21 protein-coding genes are annotated in these 20,760 nt (G+C 37.6%); 12 read left to right on the top strand and 9 right to left on the bottom strand.

The features are described 5' to 3' along the window. Window positions 1-27: 27 nt before the first annotated feature. Window positions 28-1,140: a DNA alkylation repair protein gene (locus J2S78_RS15010; protein ID WP_306899869.1), complete on the top strand. Its 1,113-nt coding sequence runs from the start codon at window positions 28-30 to the stop codon at window positions 1,138-1,140. On the opposite strand, the gene J2S78_RS15015 is transcribed toward J2S78_RS15010, so the two are convergent. The 4 genes from J2S78_RS15015 to J2S78_RS15030 all read right to left on the bottom strand — a co-directional run bounded on the left by J2S78_RS15015 (window position 1,137) and on the right by J2S78_RS15030 (window position 3,892). Beyond that, window positions 1,137-1,847: a class I SAM-dependent methyltransferase gene (locus J2S78_RS15015; protein ID WP_306899872.1), complete on the bottom strand. Its 711-nt coding sequence runs from the start codon at window positions 1,845-1,847 to the stop codon at window positions 1,137-1,139. The genes J2S78_RS15010 and J2S78_RS15015 overlap by 4 nt on opposite strands. Window positions 1,848-2,004: 157 nt before the next feature. Next, window positions 2,005-2,829 carry a metallophosphoesterase gene (locus J2S78_RS15020; RefSeq protein ID WP_306899873.1) on the bottom strand — a complete coding sequence of 275 codons (825 nt, stop codon included), beginning with the start codon at window positions 2,827-2,829 and terminating at the stop codon, window positions 2,005-2,007. Between the two features lie 401 nt (window positions 2,830-3,230). Beyond that, the gene (locus J2S78_RS15025) at window positions 3,231-3,695 is read right to left on the bottom strand and encodes a hypothetical protein (RefSeq protein WP_306899874.1); all 465 of its coding nucleotides are present in this window, start codon (window positions 3,693-3,695) and stop codon (window positions 3,231-3,233) included. A gap of 2 nt (window positions 3,696-3,697) precedes the next feature. Continuing rightward, window positions 3,698-3,892 (bottom strand): helix-turn-helix transcriptional regulator, encoded by a 195-nt coding sequence (locus J2S78_RS15030; RefSeq protein WP_125560962.1) that lies wholly within the window; start codon window positions 3,890-3,892, stop codon window positions 3,698-3,700. Between the two features lie 158 nt (window positions 3,893-4,050). On the opposite strand from J2S78_RS15030, the gene J2S78_RS15035 reads away from it, so the two are divergent. After that, entirely contained in the window at window positions 4,051-4,422 is a 372-nt protein-coding gene (locus tag J2S78_RS15035; RefSeq protein ID WP_306899876.1) for an ATP-binding cassette domain-containing protein, read from the top strand. 25 nt (window positions 4,423-4,447) lie between these two features. Next, window positions 4,448-4,633, top strand: a complete 186-nt coding sequence (locus J2S78_RS15040; RefSeq protein ID WP_306899878.1) for a P-loop NTPase family protein — start codon at window positions 4,448-4,450, stop codon at window positions 4,631-4,633. Between the two features lie 119 nt (window positions 4,634-4,752). Here the strand turns inward: J2S78_RS15040 and J2S78_RS15045 are convergent, their stop codons facing one another. Beyond that, entirely contained in the window at window positions 4,753-5,058 is a 306-nt protein-coding gene (locus J2S78_RS15045; RefSeq protein ID WP_306899879.1) for a hypothetical protein, read from the bottom strand. A gap of 220 nt (window positions 5,059-5,278) precedes the next feature. After that, window positions 5,279-5,542: a hypothetical protein gene (locus tag J2S78_RS15050; protein ID WP_306899880.1), complete on the bottom strand. Its 264-nt coding sequence runs from the start codon at window positions 5,540-5,542 to the stop codon at window positions 5,279-5,281. A 508-nt stretch (window positions 5,543-6,050) separates the two neighbouring features. Here J2S78_RS15050 and J2S78_RS15055 point away from each other — a divergent pair. Next, complete coding sequence (locus J2S78_RS15055) at window positions 6,051-7,748, top strand: SWIM zinc finger family protein (RefSeq protein ID WP_306899882.1); 1,698 nt, start codon at window positions 6,051-6,053, stop codon at window positions 7,746-7,748. Between the two features lie 470 nt (window positions 7,749-8,218). Here J2S78_RS15055 and J2S78_RS15060 read toward each other — a convergent pair whose 3' ends face one another. Continuing rightward, window positions 8,219-9,424: an MFS transporter gene (locus tag J2S78_RS15060; protein WP_306899883.1), complete on the bottom strand. Its 1,206-nt coding sequence runs from the start codon at window positions 9,422-9,424 to the stop codon at window positions 8,219-8,221. A gap of 89 nt (window positions 9,425-9,513) precedes the next feature. On the opposite strand from J2S78_RS15060, the gene J2S78_RS15065 reads away from it, so the two are divergent. Next, window positions 9,514-10,338 carry a MerR family transcriptional regulator gene (locus J2S78_RS15065; RefSeq protein ID WP_306899885.1) on the top strand — a complete coding sequence of 275 codons (825 nt, stop codon included), beginning with the start codon at window positions 9,514-9,516 and terminating at the stop codon, window positions 10,336-10,338. 122 nt (window positions 10,339-10,460) lie between these two features. Here the strand turns inward: J2S78_RS15065 and J2S78_RS15070 are convergent, their stop codons facing one another. Then, window positions 10,461-11,429 (bottom strand): DUF4003 family protein, encoded by a 969-nt coding sequence (locus J2S78_RS15070; RefSeq protein WP_306899887.1) that lies wholly within the window; start codon window positions 11,427-11,429, stop codon window positions 10,461-10,463. A 418-nt stretch (window positions 11,430-11,847) separates the two neighbouring features. Here J2S78_RS15070 and J2S78_RS15075 point away from each other — a divergent pair, with 418 nt between their 5' ends. Further along, a complete protein-coding gene (locus J2S78_RS15075) occupies window positions 11,848-12,213 on the top strand; it encodes a PH domain-containing protein (protein ID WP_306899889.1) in 366 nt (121 codons plus the stop codon). 73 nt (window positions 12,214-12,286) lie between these two features. Here J2S78_RS15075 and J2S78_RS15080 read toward each other — a convergent pair whose 3' ends face one another. After that, window positions 12,287-12,625 (bottom strand): hypothetical protein, encoded by a 339-nt coding sequence (locus tag J2S78_RS15080; RefSeq protein ID WP_306899891.1) that lies wholly within the window; start codon window positions 12,623-12,625, stop codon window positions 12,287-12,289. 298 nt (window positions 12,626-12,923) lie between these two features. On the opposite strand from J2S78_RS15080, the gene J2S78_RS15085 reads away from it, so the two are divergent. The 6 genes from J2S78_RS15085 (at window position 12,924) to cas3 (ending at window position 20,695) form a co-directional block, all read left to right on the top strand. Beyond that, on the top strand, window positions 12,924-14,363 hold the full coding sequence (locus J2S78_RS15085) for a DEAD/DEAH box helicase (protein ID WP_306899893.1): 1,440 nt from the start codon (window positions 12,924-12,926) through the stop codon (window positions 14,361-14,363). Window positions 14,364-14,580: 217 nt separating this feature from the next. After that, window positions 14,581-15,627, top strand: a complete 1,047-nt coding sequence (locus J2S78_RS15090; protein ID WP_306899894.1) for a Glu/Leu/Phe/Val dehydrogenase dimerization domain-containing protein — start codon at window positions 14,581-14,583, stop codon at window positions 15,625-15,627. 99 nt (window positions 15,628-15,726) lie between these two features. Continuing rightward, a complete protein-coding gene (locus J2S78_RS15095; protein WP_306899895.1) occupies window positions 15,727-16,317 on the top strand; it encodes a TetR/AcrR family transcriptional regulator in 591 nt (196 codons plus the stop codon). 26 nt (window positions 16,318-16,343) lie between these two features. Further along, window positions 16,344-16,715, top strand: a complete 372-nt coding sequence (locus tag J2S78_RS15100) for a DUF5367 domain-containing protein (RefSeq protein WP_306899897.1) — start codon at window positions 16,344-16,346, stop codon at window positions 16,713-16,715. Window positions 16,716-16,746: 31 nt separating this feature from the next. Continuing rightward, complete coding sequence (locus J2S78_RS15105) at window positions 16,747-17,862, top strand: acyl-CoA dehydrogenase family protein (protein ID WP_306899898.1); 1,116 nt, start codon at window positions 16,747-16,749, stop codon at window positions 17,860-17,862. A gap of 403 nt (window positions 17,863-18,265) precedes the next feature. Continuing rightward, entirely contained in the window at window positions 18,266-20,695 is a 2,430-nt protein-coding gene (cas3, locus tag J2S78_RS15110) for a CRISPR-associated helicase Cas3' (protein WP_306899899.1), read from the top strand. Window positions 20,696-20,760: the final 65 nt, after the last annotated feature.

The following is a 20,760-nucleotide window of genomic DNA, read 5'->3' on the forward strand; positions in this document are numbered from 1 at the left end:
GTAAACGTTAAAAAGGAGTTATGTAAGGTGGCTGATTTATTAAAAGATGGGTTTAGCACCGAATTTTTATATTCCTTTGGCAGAAAGGTTCACAAGGTTTATCCCCTTTTGGATGTCGACAACTTTGTGGATGCTGTGGTGGCAAACGATTGGGAATCCATCGCGTTTAAAAAAAGAATACGCCGCATTAGTACAGTTTTAGGAGAACATTTGCCTCCCGATTTCAAGGACGCTCTTGCAGTTCTTTATAAAATAGATGAAGAATGTAACGGGCTTCGTTATTTATTTTTTCCTGATTTTGTAGAAGTCTATGGGTTGGAGGAAGAGAACTGGGAGAATTCGATGGCGGCGTTAGAACGATTTACGTCAAAATCATCAGCCGAATTTGCGGTACGGGCTTTTATTTTAAAAGACCCTGAGAGAATGATGAATCAGATGTTGGAATGGTCAGAACATCCGAATGAACATGTGAGAAGATTGGCAAGTGAAGGGTGCCGGCCAAGGCTACCTTGGGGACAATCCCTGCCATTGTATAAGCAGAATCCACAACCTGTCCTCCCTATTTTGGAAAATCTTATGGATGACAGCTCTTCTTATGTACAAAAAAGCGTTGCTAATAACCTCAATGATATTGCAAAAGATAACCCAAATGTTGTCGTTGGCATGGTGCGAAAGTGGAAAAATAGAAGTCCCGGTACGGACTGGATTTTACGACACGGCAGCCGTACCTTAATTAGAAAAGCTGATCCTGAGATCATGGAACTTTTTGGTTATCCTCCTGTAGAAGTGAAGGATGCAACAATTACCATGAATGCAAGCGATATAACGATTGGACAAAGCAGTACACTTCAATATGATATAAGGGTACAAGAGGGAAACGCTGTGAAAGTCCGAGTGGAATACGGTATTTATTTTGTGAAGTCCCGTCAACATACATCTCGAAAATTGTTCCTGCTTTCAGATAAAAAAGTCCAAGGTGGAGCTACGATGACAGGGGAACGGACACACAGTTGGGCGGACCTTTCTACTCGAAAACATTACCCCGGATCACATCGTATTGGTCTATATGTTAATGGAGTGGAAGTAGCGTCGACGGAGATAAATCTGTTAAGCAATTCCAAAAAGGAAAACGAAGCCTAAGATTTCTCTCTTTTTACGCCTCCGAATATAGCAAGTTCAAACCATTTAAAGTAACAGTCCGTATGTTTAAAGCCGATATCTTTAAGCCAATCGAGTTGAACCGTTACTGTTTCCAAAATATTATCCTCTTTATCGGGGCGACTATGATACTCTTTTGCCACTGTTTCTCTGTCTTTCTGATTATAATTTGATAAATGATCTATAAACAGTTCATCATATAATGTTTCTAATTCTGCAGTGGCTGAAGCGGTATGCTCCATATTAATGAAAATGCCGCCTTTGGACAATAAATGATATATTTTGTTATAAAGCTGTTTTTTCTGAGAATGGGGAAGGTGATGTATAGCGAATCCCGAAACAATGCAGTCTACGGAATGAGAATCCGCCAGTTCATCAATAGAATGAAAGTCGTCTAGTATGATATCGCAACGTTTATTATAGATTTTCATATTTTCCTTGGCTGATTCAATCATTGGTTTCGAATGATCTAACAAAATAGCTGAAGCATCAGGAAATGATTTTAGTATGATTTTAGCCAAAAATCCATTCCCACAACCCAAATCAATAACTTTACGAGGATAAGGATTAAAATGATGAATCACTTGAAGCATGATCTTAGCTTGCTCCGCTCCAAAAGGTATTCCTCCTCTAACATTTTCCAAATAGTCCTCCGTCACATCTTGTCTTTGCCAATGTGAAGTAACCATACACAATCCTTCCTCCAAGAATTATAGATTTAAATACTTGTATAATACATTCAAGAAAAATCAGCGCTTTACCTCTTTTTGGTTCTCATTGATGAAAATCGTTAAAGAGATGCATTATTTCTGCCATTTTCAACGTTAAGAAGTTCAATTTATAGTGTCACTCTTCTGCCTCCACCGTAACCACGGTCATCTGGCTTTGGTTTAGAAATCGCACCGGTATCACACTGGTGCCGAGGCCGCTGTCGATGTAGAGCCGGCTGCCGGAGACGGATCGGTACGTTCCTTTGTCGTAGCGCGGGAAGAAGCCTTCGCCGGGGGAGACGATTCCGCCGATGAAGGGGAGCCGGATCTGACCGCCGTGGGTGTGACCGCTCAGGATAAGATCGGCGCGGGCGGCTGTTTTATTTTCTACGATGAGCGGGGCGTGAGAGAGCAGGATGGTGTAATGCTCTTCATTTATCCCCTGAAATGCCCGAATCAAGTTGTGGTGGTTCGTATAATGGTCATCGAGGCCGACGAGGTTGATGACGGCCCCGTCTATCTCGACCTGTGTATGCGTATTACCAAGAACCGTGATACCGCGTTCCTTGAGTCCATTGAGAAGTGTTTCTTTGTGCGGGTTATCCCATTCGTGATTACCGGTGACAAAATAGATTTTCTCCGTCACTCCGGTCAGCTTTTCCATCAGATGCAGCACCGGCTCCATGCTGGATGTACTTTCATCAATGAGATCACCTGTGACGACGATCATGTCGGGATCGGCTTCTTCGGCGGCGTGAAGGAGCGGCTCGTTACTCTCCCCGAACTGTTTATTATGCAGGTCGCTGATCTGAAGCATGCGAATCGATGTGTTGGAGGGCAGTTCCTCGGTTGCGAACGAGACGTGTGCTGTTTTGAACACGTTCGTATCGTAGTAGCTTTTCCCCACAATCGCTGCGGCAACTGTAATCAGGATAAGAACGATCCAACGTTTTTTTGTCATGATAATAATGACCCTCCTTTTGCATGATACGGGCTGGAGTACCTATGACTCTATGATAGCATGCCCTATGTCCGTTCGGCAGGGAAGAAAAGGATCACCGCTGGGATTATCATACCCCTATTGAAGAAACGATTCGATGCTTCTTCTTTCCCATAAGGATCGATCGCAAACGGGAAAAGTCTATTTTTGGTTCCAGTCATCGTCACTACCCATTGGTGACCGTAAACAGGGCTTCCTTGTTTATGATCAAAATGATAAGAGGCTCCCTCTATCGGTGTTAAAACCTGTGACGAAGGCTTTGTCTTCGGATATACACTGTCTTCGATAGAATTTAGGGGTGTTTTTTATCGAATTCAACGAATTCTAGAACAGTTCAATGGATGCTATTGGGTTTTTGTTTATCAATCCATTAAATCCATATTTTTTTGGTAAGATTTCTTCAATGAAATATAATTAATAGTAAAAAACAATATAAAAATTACAACTAATAGGAGTGTGAACTGAAACCAATTGTCCCTAGAGTTTGGTAAATCTACTAATACTAAGTACAACAATCCAAAAATAAAACTGAAATTAATACTTTGTACAAATGTTTTCTTCTTTTTATTATTAAATTCCGCTTTAGTTGACACGGAAATGTATTCTATTCCTGAAATGGAATATCTAAGCAAGATGTAAAGTCCAAACAAGCCTAAAGCTAAAATGGTTAGAAATTCGTAATTAATGCTAAAAAATAATTTATTTATTAATAAAGACACTACCAGGAAAATAGGTATAATAACTGATGCTTCTGCAAAAAAGTAAAGAGATTTTTGTCTTTTATATTCATCTTCTGGCAAAAAAACAGAAAACCACGACTTTATCATTTTTAATGAACCTCCCAAAACAAATCATCTAATGTTTTTTCAAGTACATAGGCTATATTACAACATAGCTTTAAACTAGGATTGTACTCTCCTTTTTCTATTAAACCTATTGTTTGTCTTGTCACATTAACTTGCTCAGCCAAACTTTGTTGTGTCATTAACTTTTCGAGCCGAGCCATTTTTACTCGATTTTTCAATTCAACCACCTTTAATACTATTTTCTTCATTGTAACTTATAAATTACATAAAGTAAAATATATATTACATATAGAGAAATTAGGATTGAAAAAGGGATTGCTTTTCAAATATATAATTTTGGATATAGAAAGGTTTTTCTATCTTAAATGATTTTGATTTGGAAGTTGAACCTGGGGAAAGACTTTCTATTATAGGGGAGTCTGGAGTTGGAAAAACTTCTTTGCTTAATATTATTGGTCTACTTGATACACAATATCAAGGGAGCTATAAGCTTTTTGATTCATCTGTTAAAGATTTATCACGAAATAAACTAGCTGAGTGGCGTAATCAAAAAATTGGTTTTGTTCTTCAGGAGTCCTCACTAATTAATTCTTTGACCATAGAGGATAATATTAAATTGCCGCTTATGTATGCTAACATTGAAAAAGACCTAACTGTCCAAGATCACTTTAAACGAATTATTAATAAAATTGGGATTGAGCCCATTTTGAAAAAAACCACTTATTTGTTCTGGTGGCCAACGATCTAGAGCTGTTTTTGCTAGGGCTGTAATTATGAATCCCCAAAGAATTTTATCAGATGAACCAACTGCGTCTTTAGACTTAGAAAATAAAGAAAAAATTATCAATCTACTTTTTGATATGAATAAAGAATTTAATACTACTGTTATTACAGTGACTCATGATTTAGATTTAGCCAATCGTCATGAACGAATAATTACTCTCGAAAGGAATGAATAAAATGGGATTCTATGCAATGATCATGTCATTCATCCTTGGCATATTCTTCACCATTCTTGGTGCTTCTCGTAGAAAACGGAATTTTTTATACAAGTTTTTCATAGTGCTAGGAATCATTCTCATTCTTTTTGCTGTTTATCTAGCAAGGCCTCATTAAGAATCATAGTTATATATAGATCAGTGTCTCTATCAAGGATAAAAGTTGTTGAACCTGCCCAATCAACCTCCATGATTTCACCTGGTTCTCTTCGAATTCGTAACGTAGCTTTATACTTGTCTGCATAGTTACTATAGTGACGGGCAAAGCTACGATATGAATATGGTATCTTTTGATTCGCTCGGCATTCAGCTTCATATTCATGGTGCAGAAGTGAAAGAGCCACGTTTGGCTTAGCTAATTCTTTATGGATATAATCAAAGTTCAAGCCTGCCTACCTGACCCTTCCATCGTTTTTTCCGGAAAGAGAAACTCTTCAATCCATTGATCTGTCATTTCCTCCTCCAAGGGATATCCTAAGCCCTGGTTGTTACCTTCCTTTTTTATCAAAACATGTAAAATGTGTTTTAAGTTTTAGACATTTGATAAGAAATAGAGGATAAAATATAAAACGATAACGAGGCAATCTTGCAAAAGTCTACTTTCTTTCATTCTTTCTTATATTTATTAGCTACTTTTTGTCTTCCTGATAACCAAATTCCCAACAGCATTGATGTTCCTCCCATACCAATAACTAAAACCGTACCAATATTAGAAAATGAATATAAACCGTATATTCCCCCTGATATAAAAGTTATAATATAAGCTGAAGGTAAGATTGCTCCCCAGAAACCCTTTGGCCTGATCGATAAGTAATGTTGTGTTACTAATATTGATGTTGCTATTACATAGGGTAAAAATGTATTGAACAATTTAACCATCCTCCATTTCTCAAATTCCTACATGTTGATAACTATAAACATATAATAGATTAAGTTAATTTTTTTATCCTTCTTTGGTAATTTTATATCTTTTTTAAAAAATTATGTTCCTTCCAGGACCTTAAGTGATGACAGAGGAACCAACCGTTACTGTATAGTTTGGTGATCTTCATTACCATGGATATGGCAGTGAACAGGATGCGGAACGCTTTGCGGATATGACCATGAAAAAGAATTTCAAGATTCATAGATTATTCCTTTCAAAACGTCTCTACATCAGAGTAAAAAGGCTCATTTTAAACGATTTTATTATTTTTTAAACAAGTTTATAATTCGTACGCAGAAATAAGGGCAATCTCCGTAATGTGTACTTTTTTCACTGCTGATATGTTTTATAATATGTACTACCAATGAAACAGGAGTTTTCAAAAAAAGGAAGAAAATTTCTGGATGTACCCCGATTGAACCTTTTTTTATCTGTTATGATGAAGGTATTCAGATGAAAACGGACCAGAAAGGAAGAGGGGCAATGCACCTTTTTGATATCGAAGACGTGATTGATGAGGATACGTTTTCGCGGGGCATGATGTATATTGTGGAAGAACTGGTGACAAAAATACAGGAACCGAACCGGAACCATTTTGTCATCGAGGTCGAAGGAGTAGAGGATTACACTGTAGACGTTGTTTTGGATGATGAACAAAATATTGTGAAGACGTTTTGTGACTGCCAGATTCCTAGGAGGTCCTACTGCGAACATACTGCGGCTGCGCTAATAGCGCTAGGGGAACATAAAAAAGATGAGGATCCGGAAATGGAGGCTGCCGCTCACCCGGATTTTGAGACAGCGCTAGCATCTCTGTCGCGGGAAGAATTGACCAAGCTGATGCGCGGGGTCGCGACGGAGTACCCGGAGGTTAAGCAGCAGGTGCTGGCCGCTTTTGATGCGCCGGTGGATCCAGTGGCCTCAGCCCGGAAGCTCGTGAAGGATTATATCGAAACTTATGAACGGGACGGTTTCATCGCATATCATGATGTTTCGGCTGCGCTGGAAGGGGCGCATATGGTGCTGGAACAGGTCGAAGAGAAAGCGGCAGATGGTGAAGCGGAACAGGCGGTGCAGCTCTGTCTTGTGGTACTCGCCGAAGTTGTAGATATGCTTGCTTATGCGGATGATTCTGGCGGAGAGCCGGGTCTTGTCATCCATCAAAGCTTGGTTCTGATTCATCAGGCGGCGGCCGTTGGGGTTACAAAGCTTTCTGAAACTGGGAAGGATCGCGTATTTCATATTTTGCTCACCGAAGTGGTCAAACCCCGATATGATGACATGATGGAATGGCGCACGAGTCTCCTGCAGGCATGTATATATGTGTCGGATACGGTGGAACGGCGCAACCGGCTCGAAGCGAAAATTAAGCAGTTGCTAGAAGAACTTCCGGAAGATTCCTGGGGGGCTATGGTATACGAGCCGCTAATGAAAAAGATTCAGCTGGAGATTATCGAAATGTACGACAGTGAAGAAGCGGTGAACGCCTATCTTTCTGAGAACTTGGCGTACCCGGAATTTCGTGAAAAAGCGGTGGATCGTCTGCTGGATAAAAAAGAGTATGAAGAAGTGTTGGAGATATGCGAAAAAGGACTGCAGACGGATACGCGCCCCAATTTGCGCAGGAAGTGGAATGAGTACAAGCTACATGTTTATGGACAGACCAATAATGTGGAAAAACAGAAAGCGCTACTGCTGGAATTACTGCAGGACGGAGAAGACCGGCATTATGAGCGTTTGAAACGTCTGTATGCTCCGGAAGAGTGGCAGGAAGTGATGCAGAAGATTCTCGATGATTTTGACCAGAACGGCCGCCCTATGCCCGCGTATCTGACCGTGCTGACCGAAGAGCGTCTGGTCGACCGGATACTAGACTACTGCCGGCAACAGCCGAGACGTATTTTAAAGTTGTATCCGTATGTAGCGGAGGACTATCCGGAAGCGGTGCAGGACCTGTTTGCCGGGGTGATTAGAGAAGCGGCCGAACATAGCAGGGACCGAAAAAAATATCGCAGCGTCTGCAAGCACATTCAGGAATTGGCGAAAGCGTGCGGACAGTCTGCTGCAGATGAGCTGAGGGACGAATTGATAGACGTATATCAGCGTCGCCCAGCGTTTGTGGATGAACTTGAAAAATATAACATGATTTGAAGGATACACTCTTAGATGATTGGCGGAGGCCTGCTTAATCATGAAATGAAGCAATGTGTGAGGAAATAAAAAAGGCTGCCATATTTCCTTTTATCGGAAAACAGGCAGCTCGTTGTGGCGTGTTAGTCGATATATAAGTTGTTTTTAAGAATTTTTTCTGCTTTTTTCTCCTGCGACTTATAAATTGAATGTAGTACACTGCTGAAGAAGTGTTTCATTTAGCATTCCTCCATCTCTTACGTTCTTACCGCATAATACAACGAAGATTGCAAATGTACAAATCCATGAAAATATCATGAAAACGAAAACATCTATTATGAAAGCGTATAAAAAGGAGGATTTTCTCTTTATTTCTTTGATTTACTAATTAATTGATGGAAATCTGTCATATATAGTTATTCTTGTTTTCTGAGGTGTTTTTTTATTCTATACCGCGAATTGTACAAAAAAGTAACCCTATAAACTTTTTCTCAATACTCCTTAACAAAAGCCTTTCCTTTTAACCATATCCAAATAGCGATCAGCATCCCTAGCAGTCCTGCTGCAAACAAAATTAGTTGGATGTCCATTCCAGCTGAAGCTAGTACACTTACAACACCATATGCAATAGGATCAAACCCATTCATAGCCAAAAAGATAATGCTCATTACCCGCCCCATGATTCGGTTCTCAGTAGTTTCTTGAACGGCTGTAAAAAATGGAACAAACACGAATGCAATGGAAAATCCAATGAAAAATAATATGGCTGTCAAAATTGTTAAATTATCCGCAAAGCTAAAGATAATGAGAGATATCAAGGAAGCAAACAGTCCCATTAAAGATGTTAAACCTTTACGTTTCACTTTAATAAAGCTCATAATCATCGTCCCGATAACCATGCCAACTCCTAAGCTTACTTCCATAAAACTTAAATGAATGGGAGTGCCGCCGAGAAGATCAACTAATAACGGCATAGCAATCTCTAGTCCGCCAAAAACAAAAAAGTTTAATGTAATCAATACAAGAATTCCGATTACTAAAAAACGGGAAGATTTCATATACGCTATACCTTCACGGAAGTCTTCTATAGTATTTTGATTTGTACTTTGCTCAACTGGTACTTCTTTAATGAAAGGTGGAAATACGACAAAAGCAGATGCGAGTACTAAAGTAGTCGCCACCAAATAACTTGTCGATATAGAACTTGTTTCCATAATACTCCCCGCTAGGATGGGACCGATAATAAAAGATATTTGGTCAACGCCTTGAAAGTAAGCATTAGCTTGTTGTAATTGTGATTTTTTAACGACTTTTGGTATCAAAGATGAACTGGCTGGACCAAAAAATGCATCTAACATACCAAATGTACCTGTACTTACAAATAACAAAACTAGCGTCATAGAATCGTTTGCCACAAGCCAATAAATACTAAATAAAACAAAGGCCTGCAACAAGTTAGTACTAAACATAATGGTCGTTTTTTTGTATTTATCAGCCAAAACGCCACCAAATGTTATCAAAATTAAACGTGGAACGGTAGCTGTAATTAAAGCAAGTCCTAAGATCCCAGGAGAACCAAGTATATTGATAATATACCAAGTAGTAGTTGTTAGGAACATACTAAAGCCAACAATTGCGAAAATGCCTGCAATTAAAAGTAACATGTATGTTCTATTACGAAAGATCGATTGTTTCATGAAATTTTCTCCTTCTCTTCACTCCATTGTTTACAAAATCATCTTATGGTATATAGTAACTATATAGTCAAGAGTGGAGTGATGAAAAAATGAAGGAAAAGAATATTAAATATTTCACCACAGGGGAATTTGCAAAACTTTGTAAAGTAAACAAACAGACATTATTTTATTACGATCAAATTGGACTTTTATCCCCTGTATTTAAAAATGAAAAAGGATATCGCTATTACTCCATTCAACAGTTAGAATTTTTCACTGTTATTGATTTGTTAAAGGATTTAGGCATGTCATTGCGTGATATTCGATATTATGTAGTAAATAAGTCGCCAGAAAAATTTTTATCGATGATGTATCAACAGAGAGAAGAGATTGCGAAACAACGTAAGGAAATTGAAATGAAAGAGAGAATGATCGATACAAAAATTGAATTGATGCAAAAAGCATCTGACCTTAATTTTAGTAATATTACACTCGAAAAATTACCGGAACAAACATTTTATTTAAGTGAAAATATAGAAAATATAACGGATGATACATTTTTTGAAGTATTGGCAGGTTTCATTGATGAATTGTACGAATCCTATCTTGATACAGGAAATCCTATAGGCAGTATTACGAAACGAGAACAAATACTAAAAGGGGAATTCACTAATTACAGTCATTTGTATATGCTTCAGCGAAATCCAAAGAAAGGTCGTCCCTATTTTAAGATGGGGGAAGGATACTTTCTAATTGGATACCATGTAGGAGCGGAAAACACTTCACATAGTACATATGAGCGACTTTTGTCAGAAATGGAACGATTAAATGTAAGGCTTGGAGATTATGTGTTGGAAGAATTTATATATGATAACGTTGTACAGAACAGTGAGGATCAATACGTTATCAAGATAATGATTCAGGTCCATTTATAGAAAGGTCAGTGAGGTATGGATGAGATTGAAACACAATGTGAATCGATGTCGGTCCACCGTGAGATGTGGACCGCTTTTTCATATGATTCCTCATTGTTTTCGGCTGACACTACGCCATGAGACTAGTTCGATCCATTGCTTGATGCAGCGGCTGTTGCGCCTGTAATGGCTGCAATCATGGCGGCCTGCTGGGCTTGAAGAATGGATTCAAGCGTAGTATACAGACTTGTTTCGGTGAGTCCGGAATGCTCGAGTTTTTCATTTACAAAAAAACTGCCGGCAATGAGTACATTCATATCTTTACTCCATTTAAAATGCTTCATGTTAGTGAGCTTTTCGTACATTGTTTGAATGTCATGCATGTCAAAGAGATCGGTAGGAAGCAATGCAAGCATCCCAATCATCGGATAGTACATCGGTTTTGACTTAATTCCAGCCTCTTTGAAAGCATCAGAAACTTCTACCGCCCGCTGAATGAAAAGTTGTGGATTCTCCCCGCTACCTAGCGAAAGAATATGGCTCAAAAACTGTAACTCATTACCTTTTTTAAATCCTTGCTTATCTAAAGCTTCATAATAATTTTCAATTCGCTCAATCATATCGTTTTTTTCCTCCATTGCAAGTAAAACTGCAAGAGGATAATCACTCGCACCTGTTATAAAAGGGTGCTCTTTTTTCATTTTTTCATACAATATCATTGCTTTCTCGGCAGTTTCCTGAATGGACTCGTCTTGAGTCAACAGACTTGCAGCAGCAATGTATGTGGACTCCCCACCTTTGAATTTTTCTTGCTTTAATGTGTTGTAGACGTCAAAAAGCTGAGGTACTTTTTCTGCAGGTTGATCAAACTTTACGTCAAGCAAGGCTGCCATTGTGAACCGGGGATGTGATTTCATCGAAGAAAAGGCGCCGGCTTCTTTTTTTAAATCATCGGCCACCTGAAAAAAACGGCCCTCTTCCCATTTTTTATCGTTCATCACGTAGACCGAAGCGATTGTTTTTACAATATTGTCATCAAATACCTTCCATTTCATGGCCTTCTTCAATGTTTCGAACAATTCAACGTATTGATTAATCTTTGTTTCACTCATGGAGAATTCCTCCCAGACTGATTTATTACATTTTACCATGTTTCTCAATCTTTAAGAGTCCATCTTCCGTTATTTTCCGAAAAAAATACAAATAGGGAAAAGGGTATGTTTTGTAGGAGGAGGTGGCATTATAGATATCTGTAAAAAGAAAAACCCGGGAGATGAATATTCCCGGGTTTAAAAGCTTTTTTTAACGAAACAGTACAACATAAGTAATTCTCAAAAATGACAGAATGCCGGGATTTTTAAACTTATTCACGAAGTTCCCTCCTGTTTTCTTGATTAACCATAGTCTCTCATTAAATACACTTTTCTTCTACATATATGTAAGTTTACCTAACAAGAAAATTCAGTTATTTTTGAACTTTCATAAAAAAAGGGTAAAATGGTTATATCTTGTTGGAGGAGGATTCTAGTTATGGCTGACGTAAACAATATTATGACGTGGACGTTTTATGAAGAAACGAAAGTTCCGGCGGAGATTATGGATGTTCTGGTGGAAGGAGAAACAGCAGAGATTGCCTATAAAACAGTACGAGATGTCGCCGTAGTGACGAATAAGAGAATCATGATTGCGGATCGTCAAGGAATGACGGGGAAAAAGGTGGAAGTGTATACGATTCCGTTTTCTTCTATTGTAATGTATTCTTCAGAAAATGGAGGAACATTTGATCTTAATGCGGAAATGGAGTTGTGGACGAAAGTTGGTCGTCTTAAGCTGAATCTGAATAAAAAAGTGGATGTTCGAAAACTAGATCGTTTGATAGGTTCACACATTTTGTGAACGGGAACTTTACCGTTAGCTTAAGTGAAAATGCCCTTTCATATACAATAAGAGGGCATTTTCAAACGATATTTTATGAACCTGTTTGATCATTAAGTCTGTAGCTTATTTCAAGTTGATCGCCATTAATAATAGACGCATTAATAATATAATCATAGTTATATGTATCGTTTTCCGTCAACTCACCAGTTATTTTGAATTCCGTACCATCTTCATCTACTTTTTCAATATTTGCCGACTCTTCATCTTCTACTACCAAGTCGTCTTCTGTCACATCCTCTGAATCTTCAGCCAACCCCTCTACCATTAATTGTGTTGATTCTTCATAGATGTTGTCTTCATTGAAAGCAGAACAACCAGAAATAATTGCTGTTATTCCCAATGCTCCTATAATTGACACTATTATTTTCATTATGTAAACTCCCTACCTTTGTTATTTATTTCCTTATTCTAATAAATCACTATACAACACTCATCCTGATATTAACATGTGTCTATTTTCCTGTTTTTTCTATATGAACTGACAAAATAAGGGATATTACGCGGGGGAAATTAGTCGAAAAGATGCAGAAAGCTTTATTTTCTTCACATACATAATGCAGAGTGGAGTTCAGTATAAAATTGGACAATTTAATAACGGTCAGATAAACTAAATTCAATAAATTACTTTCGACAAAAATCGGGCGCTGACAGCCCTCAGGGAGAAAAATATGGAAAGTTTTAATAACTTTAAGTTAAGTGATAGTATCAAGCAAGCATTAACGGAATTAAGATACGATAATCCAACGGAAGTGCAAGAAAAAGTAGTTCCTTTTGCATTAAAAAAACAGGATCTTATTGTGAAATCTCAAACTGGGAGCGGTAAAACTGCTTCCTTTGGGATTCCTATTTGTGAATTGGCAGATTGGGAGGAAAATAAACCGCAGGCACTAATTCTCACACCTACGCGGGAGCTCGCTGCTCAAGTGAAAGAGGATATTATAAATATAGGTCGGTTTAAGCGAATAAAAGCTGCAGCTGTTTTTGGCAAACACCCTTTTGACAAACAAAAATTAGAGTTAAAGCAAAAGACACATGTAGTCGTCGGTACACCGGGTAGAGTGTATGATCATATTAAAAAAGGAACACTTCTTTTGGACAAAATCAAGTACCTCGTCATTGATGAAGCCGATGAAATGTTTAATATGGGGTTCATTGATCAAGTCGAATCCATTATAGAAGAACTTCCAGAAGAAAGAGTAACTTCGATTTATTCCGCTACGATTCCTGACGATGTAGGTCGGCTTTGCAATAAATATATGAAAAATCCGATTAAACTAGAGGTTGCTGGTATGGGAATAACGACGAATAAGATTGAACACTCCTTATTGAAAGTAAACGAAGAAAAGAAATCATCCATTCTTAAAGATGTAACCATTGTTGAAAATCCAGATAGCTGCATCGTGTTTAGCAGGACACAAGAAATGGTGAATGCCTTATTTAGTGAGTTAAAACGAGCAAATTATTCCACGGAAAAGATTCATGGGGGACTGAGACAAGAAGACAGATTTTCTGTCATGAACGATTTTAAACGAGGTTCCTTTCGCTATCTGATTGCGACAGATGTGGCCGCACGCGGGATTGACATAGATAATATTGCCCTAATTATCAATTATGACATTCCAGTTGAAAAAGAAAGCTATGTTCATCGAACCGGACGAACTGGACGTGCCGGTAAATCAGGAAAAGCAATCACCTTTTTTACCTCTGTTGAAGAAAAATATGTTGCCCCGATTGAAGAATATATAGGTTTTTCAATCCCTGTTAAATCTGTACCAAACCAAGCAGACGTTGCGAAAGCAAACAAAGCCTTCAAAGAAAAAGTGATTGCTCCATTGCAGGATAAAAAAGATAAAAGCGATCTTTTAAATGAAAATATAATGAAGCTTTATTTTAATGGTGGTAAGAAAAAGAAATTGCGACCTGTAGATTTCGTTGGGACCCTCACAAGCATTCCAGACATAACGGCTGATGATATCGGGATTATCACCATACAGGAAAATGTCACTTATATTGATATTTTAAATGCGAAAGGTACCATCGTATTGCAGGAAATGAAAAATAGGACAATAAAGGGAAAACAATTAAAGGTTCATGAAGCCAGGAAATGATGGTTGAAGGATAGGACCTTTAGTAGTCTTGTTAAGCTTGCAACGAATGTCACATAGACATTCATATTTATTAATGTTTTCCGTGTGATTTATATATATTTGTAAAAGATAATGAAAAAATAGGAACGGAGGTAAAAAGGCAGATAGTAATAGCGCGAATTTCCCTGAAAACTTTAAGTGAAGATAATTAGCGTATTATGTTGACAACATAGGGAACTTGGCTACGGGTGGAATAAGAATGAGTGAAAGTGTAACCATGAATGATATACGTGATCTTGCCCATGTTATGTCAAAAAAAAATAGTATCATGGGAATTCCATTAGGTGGAGCGAAAATAGGGATTGTGGGTGACCCAGAAAGTGAAGATAAGGACAGCAAATTACAGGCATTTGCCAAAATGGCTGAAGACTTATTAAGGACAAAGATTTTAGTTGGAGAAGACATGGGATTGACGAGCAGTGACGTGAAGAAGGTTTATCAATCAATTCAGTTTGACCCAAGTGAATTAGTTATTGAAACTTTAAGCAAAAAAGGGATCCCTATTCAACTACCTGCTGGTAAGACAGTTGATGATTTACTAAGTAAAGATTTTATGGATTATCTTGCTGGATTTGGTTTATTAGAGGCGATAGAAGAATCAGCGGTTGTATCGGATATTGATCTTACTCAATCAAAAGTAGCTCTGCAAGGATTCGGTACTGTCGGAAGTGGAATTGCTATGTTGTTAATAAATAAAGGAGCTACTATAAGTGCTATTAGTGATGTGAACCATTGCGTTTATCGAGATGAAGGTTTTTCTTTTGAAGAACTTCGTTCGCTACAAGGAGTCGGAGGAAACCTTAACATTTCACAACTTACTAATTTTAAGAAACTAAATCGAGATAAAATTTTTTCCTTACCTGTTGATATTTTCGTTCCTGCTTCCGTGTCCAATGTAATAAATAGTGAAAATGCCTCTTCCATACAAGCTAAACTTATTGTTGAAGGCGCAAATTTACCAACTACAAAGGACGCTGAAAAAATTTTAATGAAGCAAAACAAGCTTATTTTACCTGATTTTGTAGTAAATGCAGGGTCAGCGGTCGGATTTGGTTTATTGATTACAGGTCAGGCAGAGTTTGACGATGTTTTTGAAGTATGTGCTACACGAATCAGAAGTGTAGTTAAAACGATACTTAGTGAAAGTATTGAAAAAAATAGTACGCCACGTAAGGTAGCGATGGAGGTAATGGACAATAATATGAAGATAATGCGGCCAAATTAGGACTAAAAACATGGTTGAGATGAGTTGCGTTGACTTCATATCATCGGTCATGTAAACTCTTAGTTAATTAAATAACTAACTAAGAGTAAGGAGATTAAAATGGCCGAACCTAATGTTGTTACAAAAGAAGATTTAGTTGAATCTGCCAAACGTTGCATCGTAGAAAAGGGAATAAATAAGCTTACGTTAAAATCAGTGGGAGAAGGCGCTGGTGTGACTCAAGGAACTGTTTATTATCATTTTAAAACCAAGGATAAACTGATGATTGAGATTGTAAATGATATGTGTGAGTCTTCATGGAATCATCTAGAAAATGTAAATAAAGAATCAAAAGATCAGGGATTTAAATGGATTAAAACTGCACTACAGTCAGCTTATGAGCGACACACCAAAAATTCTTTTTATCATCATTTATTTTTGTCGTTGATTACTACAGGATTAAATAATGATGATGTTCGCGGACAAATGGGAGATTTATTGAAATATGAAAATGAAGTTCTTCAAAAACAAATTCAATCTTTTATTGGGACCGATGAACTTTATGGAATTTCAACAGAAATCTGGAGTGTCTTATGGAATGCTTTAATTGATGGTTTAGCCATTCAAACGCTTATGGTCGAAGATTTAGATATTGAAAAGGTGTACGAAGGAATAGAGCTGTTACTGGTTAAAAAAATGGATAATATGTAAACAAGTATGTAGGAGTGTGATGAAGGATGTTTTTTCTATTTTGGGGATTTTTAGTTTGGTTGGGTGCATCAGCCATTTTTAGATTTACAGGACAATTCTTTTTCTCTCTTGAAAGTCCAACTCTACTAGTTACTTCATATATTTTGGTAGTTCCTTTAATATTGATCCTGACATTACCGGTTTATCGATGGAAAAAAGTACACTCGCAGCAACGACTTAGAGCGGCTATCTTGATAGCTTTACCAGGTATGTTCATTGATGCGGTTGTGTTAATTTACTTCTCAGATGTATTTGTAAATTTAGAAGCTCGGATGAATGGAATGTTTGCTTCTTGGTTGCTGTGGGCCAATTCATTTATTCTTCTTACGGGATTCATACCAGGAAAAAAATCTAACTAATTTGACAAACAAATTACTGGAGGTAAATAAAATGTCCCTTTTTTTACAAAAAGAAAGACAGGTGTTAAATCAATACTTTTCAGGATTTGACTATCAATTAAAACAAGATTCATTATTAAGTAGAGAGATGGAAAACGTAACAACATATATGGATATGGCAAAGAGTTTAGGAATTACATCTCTTATGATACCAAAAGAGTATGGGGGAAAAGGAGCTAGTGCACTAGAGGCGATTTATATTCAGCGTTCGATAGGAAGTAGATCGCCTTCCCTTGCTGTCTCTTTTATGATGCACCAATTCTCAATAGCCTCATTAATTGAAGCGGCAAAATACCAAACTAATCTACAATCTGCTTTAACAAATATTTCAGAACATAACTTATTACTTGCTTCAGCTTTTGCAGAGGGTGTAGAAAGTAATATTTTCACTCCCAATGTCGTGGCAGAGAATGCTGTTGGGGGAATTATAGTTAACGGTTCAAAAAAACCATGCACTAACTCAAGAACTATGGATCTACTGACAGCCAGTGTTCAGCTTCCGAATGGAGAACTAGCTGTTATTACTATACCTGCGGATACAGAAGGGGTAGAAGTGAAAGATTTTTGGAGTCATTGGATTCTTAAAGGTACTCATACGGAAGAAGTCATTTTGAAAAATGTATTCGTTTCAGATGATTTAATTTATAGAGCTGGGGGACAAGAAGATATTGATCCAATTATTATGAACGGACTCGTCTGGTTTGAATTATTTATGATTGCCACTTATATCGGAGTAACATCTGCACTTGTCGAGAAGGTAATTGAATCTGAACGCTTACCGATGGACAAGGTTTTTGAATTAGTATCGGAAGTGGAGGGAGCAATGAGTTCGTTGGAAGGCCTAGCCTTCAAATTTGAAAGGAATCAATTTAGTGAACTAATGTTACAAGAATCCCTTTTTGTACGCGGTCATATCGATAAAGTATTAGAAAAAATATCTACACAAGCTTCAAAATTATTAGGTGGGATGAACTATCTTTCCTCTAAGGAAACATCATATTTACTACTGACATCTCAATTGATTTCTTTTCATCCCCCTTCTAAGCAAGATACTTTTGAGTTGTTTGAACAATATGCCAAAGGGGTAGAACACGAGTACTCTAGTTAACCAAACTATTCTTTTAAAACAAAACTTTGCAGGGTTAAATCAAGTAACATATGACCAATCAGGATTCAGCAGAGATAAATTATTAAATCTATTTGACAAAAACAATTCTCCACTTTTTTCTGAAAATTATAAACGCATGCTAAAGGGGTAATTCATAACTGTGGAAACAACTAACATCACAAAAGCAGGAAAAATACATGGTAGCAGGCATGAGGAAATCCTCATGCTTTTTTTGTATATCTTTGAAACGTATACAGATAAATAAATTACAATATTCTTATTTGATATATAAAATAGGTTAAGAAAATTCGGATTAATTGTTGAAAAACCAATTAATCTGTCTATTTTCGTGTTAAAATAACAAATAAAGGAATTATATTAAGTCTGAAGGTGGGATTTTACATTGAACTCTATTGCACATATTCGCGCAAGTGATGGGGATATACAAACAGTCGAAGAGCATTTACTAGATGCTAAAGCATTGGCGGAAGGTTATGGTGAGAGAACAGGCATGAAGCACATGGCGGGCCTTACTGCTATGTTACATGACGTAGGCAAGTATACGGAGGAGTTTAATGCATACATCACTGAAGCTGTACAAAATCCTGATAACCCTCCCAAACGAGGGAGTGTCGATCACGCGACAGCTGGTGGAAAGCTTTTGTATGACCTATACCATTCGGATATCAAGAAGCCGTATGCTGTCATTTTAACGGAGGTTATAGGAAATGCGATTATTTCTCATCATTCGTACTTACAAGACTTTATTGAACCAGAATTAACATCACCATTTCTAAAAAGGGTACGTGATAAAGAAATCCCTGGTTATGAACGGATAAAGGAGATGTTTTTTGAACGAGTAATGAATGAAGAAGATTTTTATCATTACGTAGACAAAGCGGTAGAAGAGTTGAAGGTCTGTTTAGCAGAGGTTGCTACTGAAAACTATCCGGAACAACTTCATTTTATATCAAAATTTGTATTCAGTACGATTATTGATGCTGACAGAACCAACACGAGACAATTCGAGGAGAAAACTGGTGGCGAATCGGAAGAAGCTCCCGATATTTTGATGGCCCGTTACTATGAAAAGCTGATGCAGAAGGTACAGGGGTTTCAAAAGCACAAGGATGCGAATTCTCCTATCAATACATTACGGACGAAGATGTCTGAACAGTGTGATAAGTTTGCAGAAAATCCATCAGGAATTTATACGTTGTCGATTCCGACGGGAGGTGGGAAAACGTTAGCGAGTCTACGCTATGCATTAAAGCATGCCATGATTCATGACAAAAAAAGAATCATTTACGTGGTGCCATTTACAACGATTATTGAACAAAATGCAAAAGAAGTAAGAGATATTTTGAACGATCATGCGAATATTTTAGAACATCACTCGAACGTAGTAGAACATGATTTAGAAGATGATGAGGCCTCCGACGGTATGGTGAACACACGGGAGAAGCTCAGGCTTGCCAGAGACAACTGGGATGCACCGGTTATTTTTACGACGATGGTTCAATTTTTGAATGTATTTTACGAGAAGGGGAATCGAAATGTTCGTAGGCTGCATCATTTGAGTGATGCGATCCTTATTTTTGATGAAGTGCAAAAGGTACCTACATCCTGTGTCTCCTTATTTAATCAGGCACTTAATTTTCTACAGACTACATGTCGTTCTAGTATCGTGCTATGTACAGCGACGCAGCCAGCACTAGATTTTGTCGAACAAAAGCTTGAGCTAAGTGCAGAAGCTGAAATGATACAAGAGTTAGACCATGTTATCGAGGCCTTTTCACGAGTGAAAATAGTTGATCATGCATCAGAGGGATCGATGACCAATGATGACATTGTTTCTTTTATCCAATCAAAAACTACGGAAGTGCGTAGTATGTTAGTGATTTTAAATACAAAATCTGTTGTAAAGCAGTTGTACATGCTTTTGAAGGAAAAAGAGATGGGAGCTTCTATTTATCATTTGAGTACATCAATGTGTGCTGCTCATCGACAGGATATGCTAAAAGAGATTCACTCCAAACTTGAAAATGAGGAACCGGTAATATGTGTGACAACACAACTTATTGAAGCGGGAGTGGATATCGATTTTGATTGTGTGATACGTTCGCTGGCCGGTTTAGACTCTATCGCCCAGGCGGCGGGTAGATGTAATCGCAATGGTAAGAAAGAATTACAATATGTGTATGTTATGGATCATTTGGAAGAAAACTTAAAGCACTTGAGTGAAATTAGGATTGGTAAGGAAATATCGATGAAACTGCTAAAAAGCTTGAAAAAAGATCCCACTAGTTTTGGTGGTCATCTATTATCTCGACAGGCGATGAAACGTTATTTTTATGAGTTTTACTCAGACCGGGAAGCTTACTTACATTATCATGTATCTTCACTCGGCAAAAACATGACAGATTTATTGAATGCAACACGAACCAATAACAGTTACGTGGAGGCTTATCACAGGAAAGAAGGGAAATCACCTGAATTGTTTTTGGTAAATAGCTACAATACAGCTGCATCCCACTTCTCCGTTATTGATAATCAAACGATGTCTGTTCTTGTCCCTTTTGGTGAAGAAGGAGCAGAAATGATTGCAGAACTTAATGGAGGAAAAACGATTACAGATTTATCAAAGTTGTTAAAGAACGCGCAGCAGTATTCTATCAATGTATACAGGCATGAAAGAAAAATTCTCGACAATCAGGGGGCACTCGTTTCTTACCTGGACGGTTCTGTCTTAGCGCTGACAGACGGAGTATATAGCGATGAGTTTGGGTTAGATCTTGAAGGAGATGATTCATTTAGTCTCCAAATGTATTAGAAACCTATCTGTTTAAGTAAGATAGGTTTCTAACATTTTCCCATATAAAATACTATATTTTTCAA

Origin of the sequence: Salibacterium salarium (genome assembly GCF_030813635.1) — a bacterium.
Taxonomy (GTDB): Bacteria; Bacillota; Bacilli; order Bacillales; family Marinococcaceae; genus Salibacterium; species Salibacterium salarium.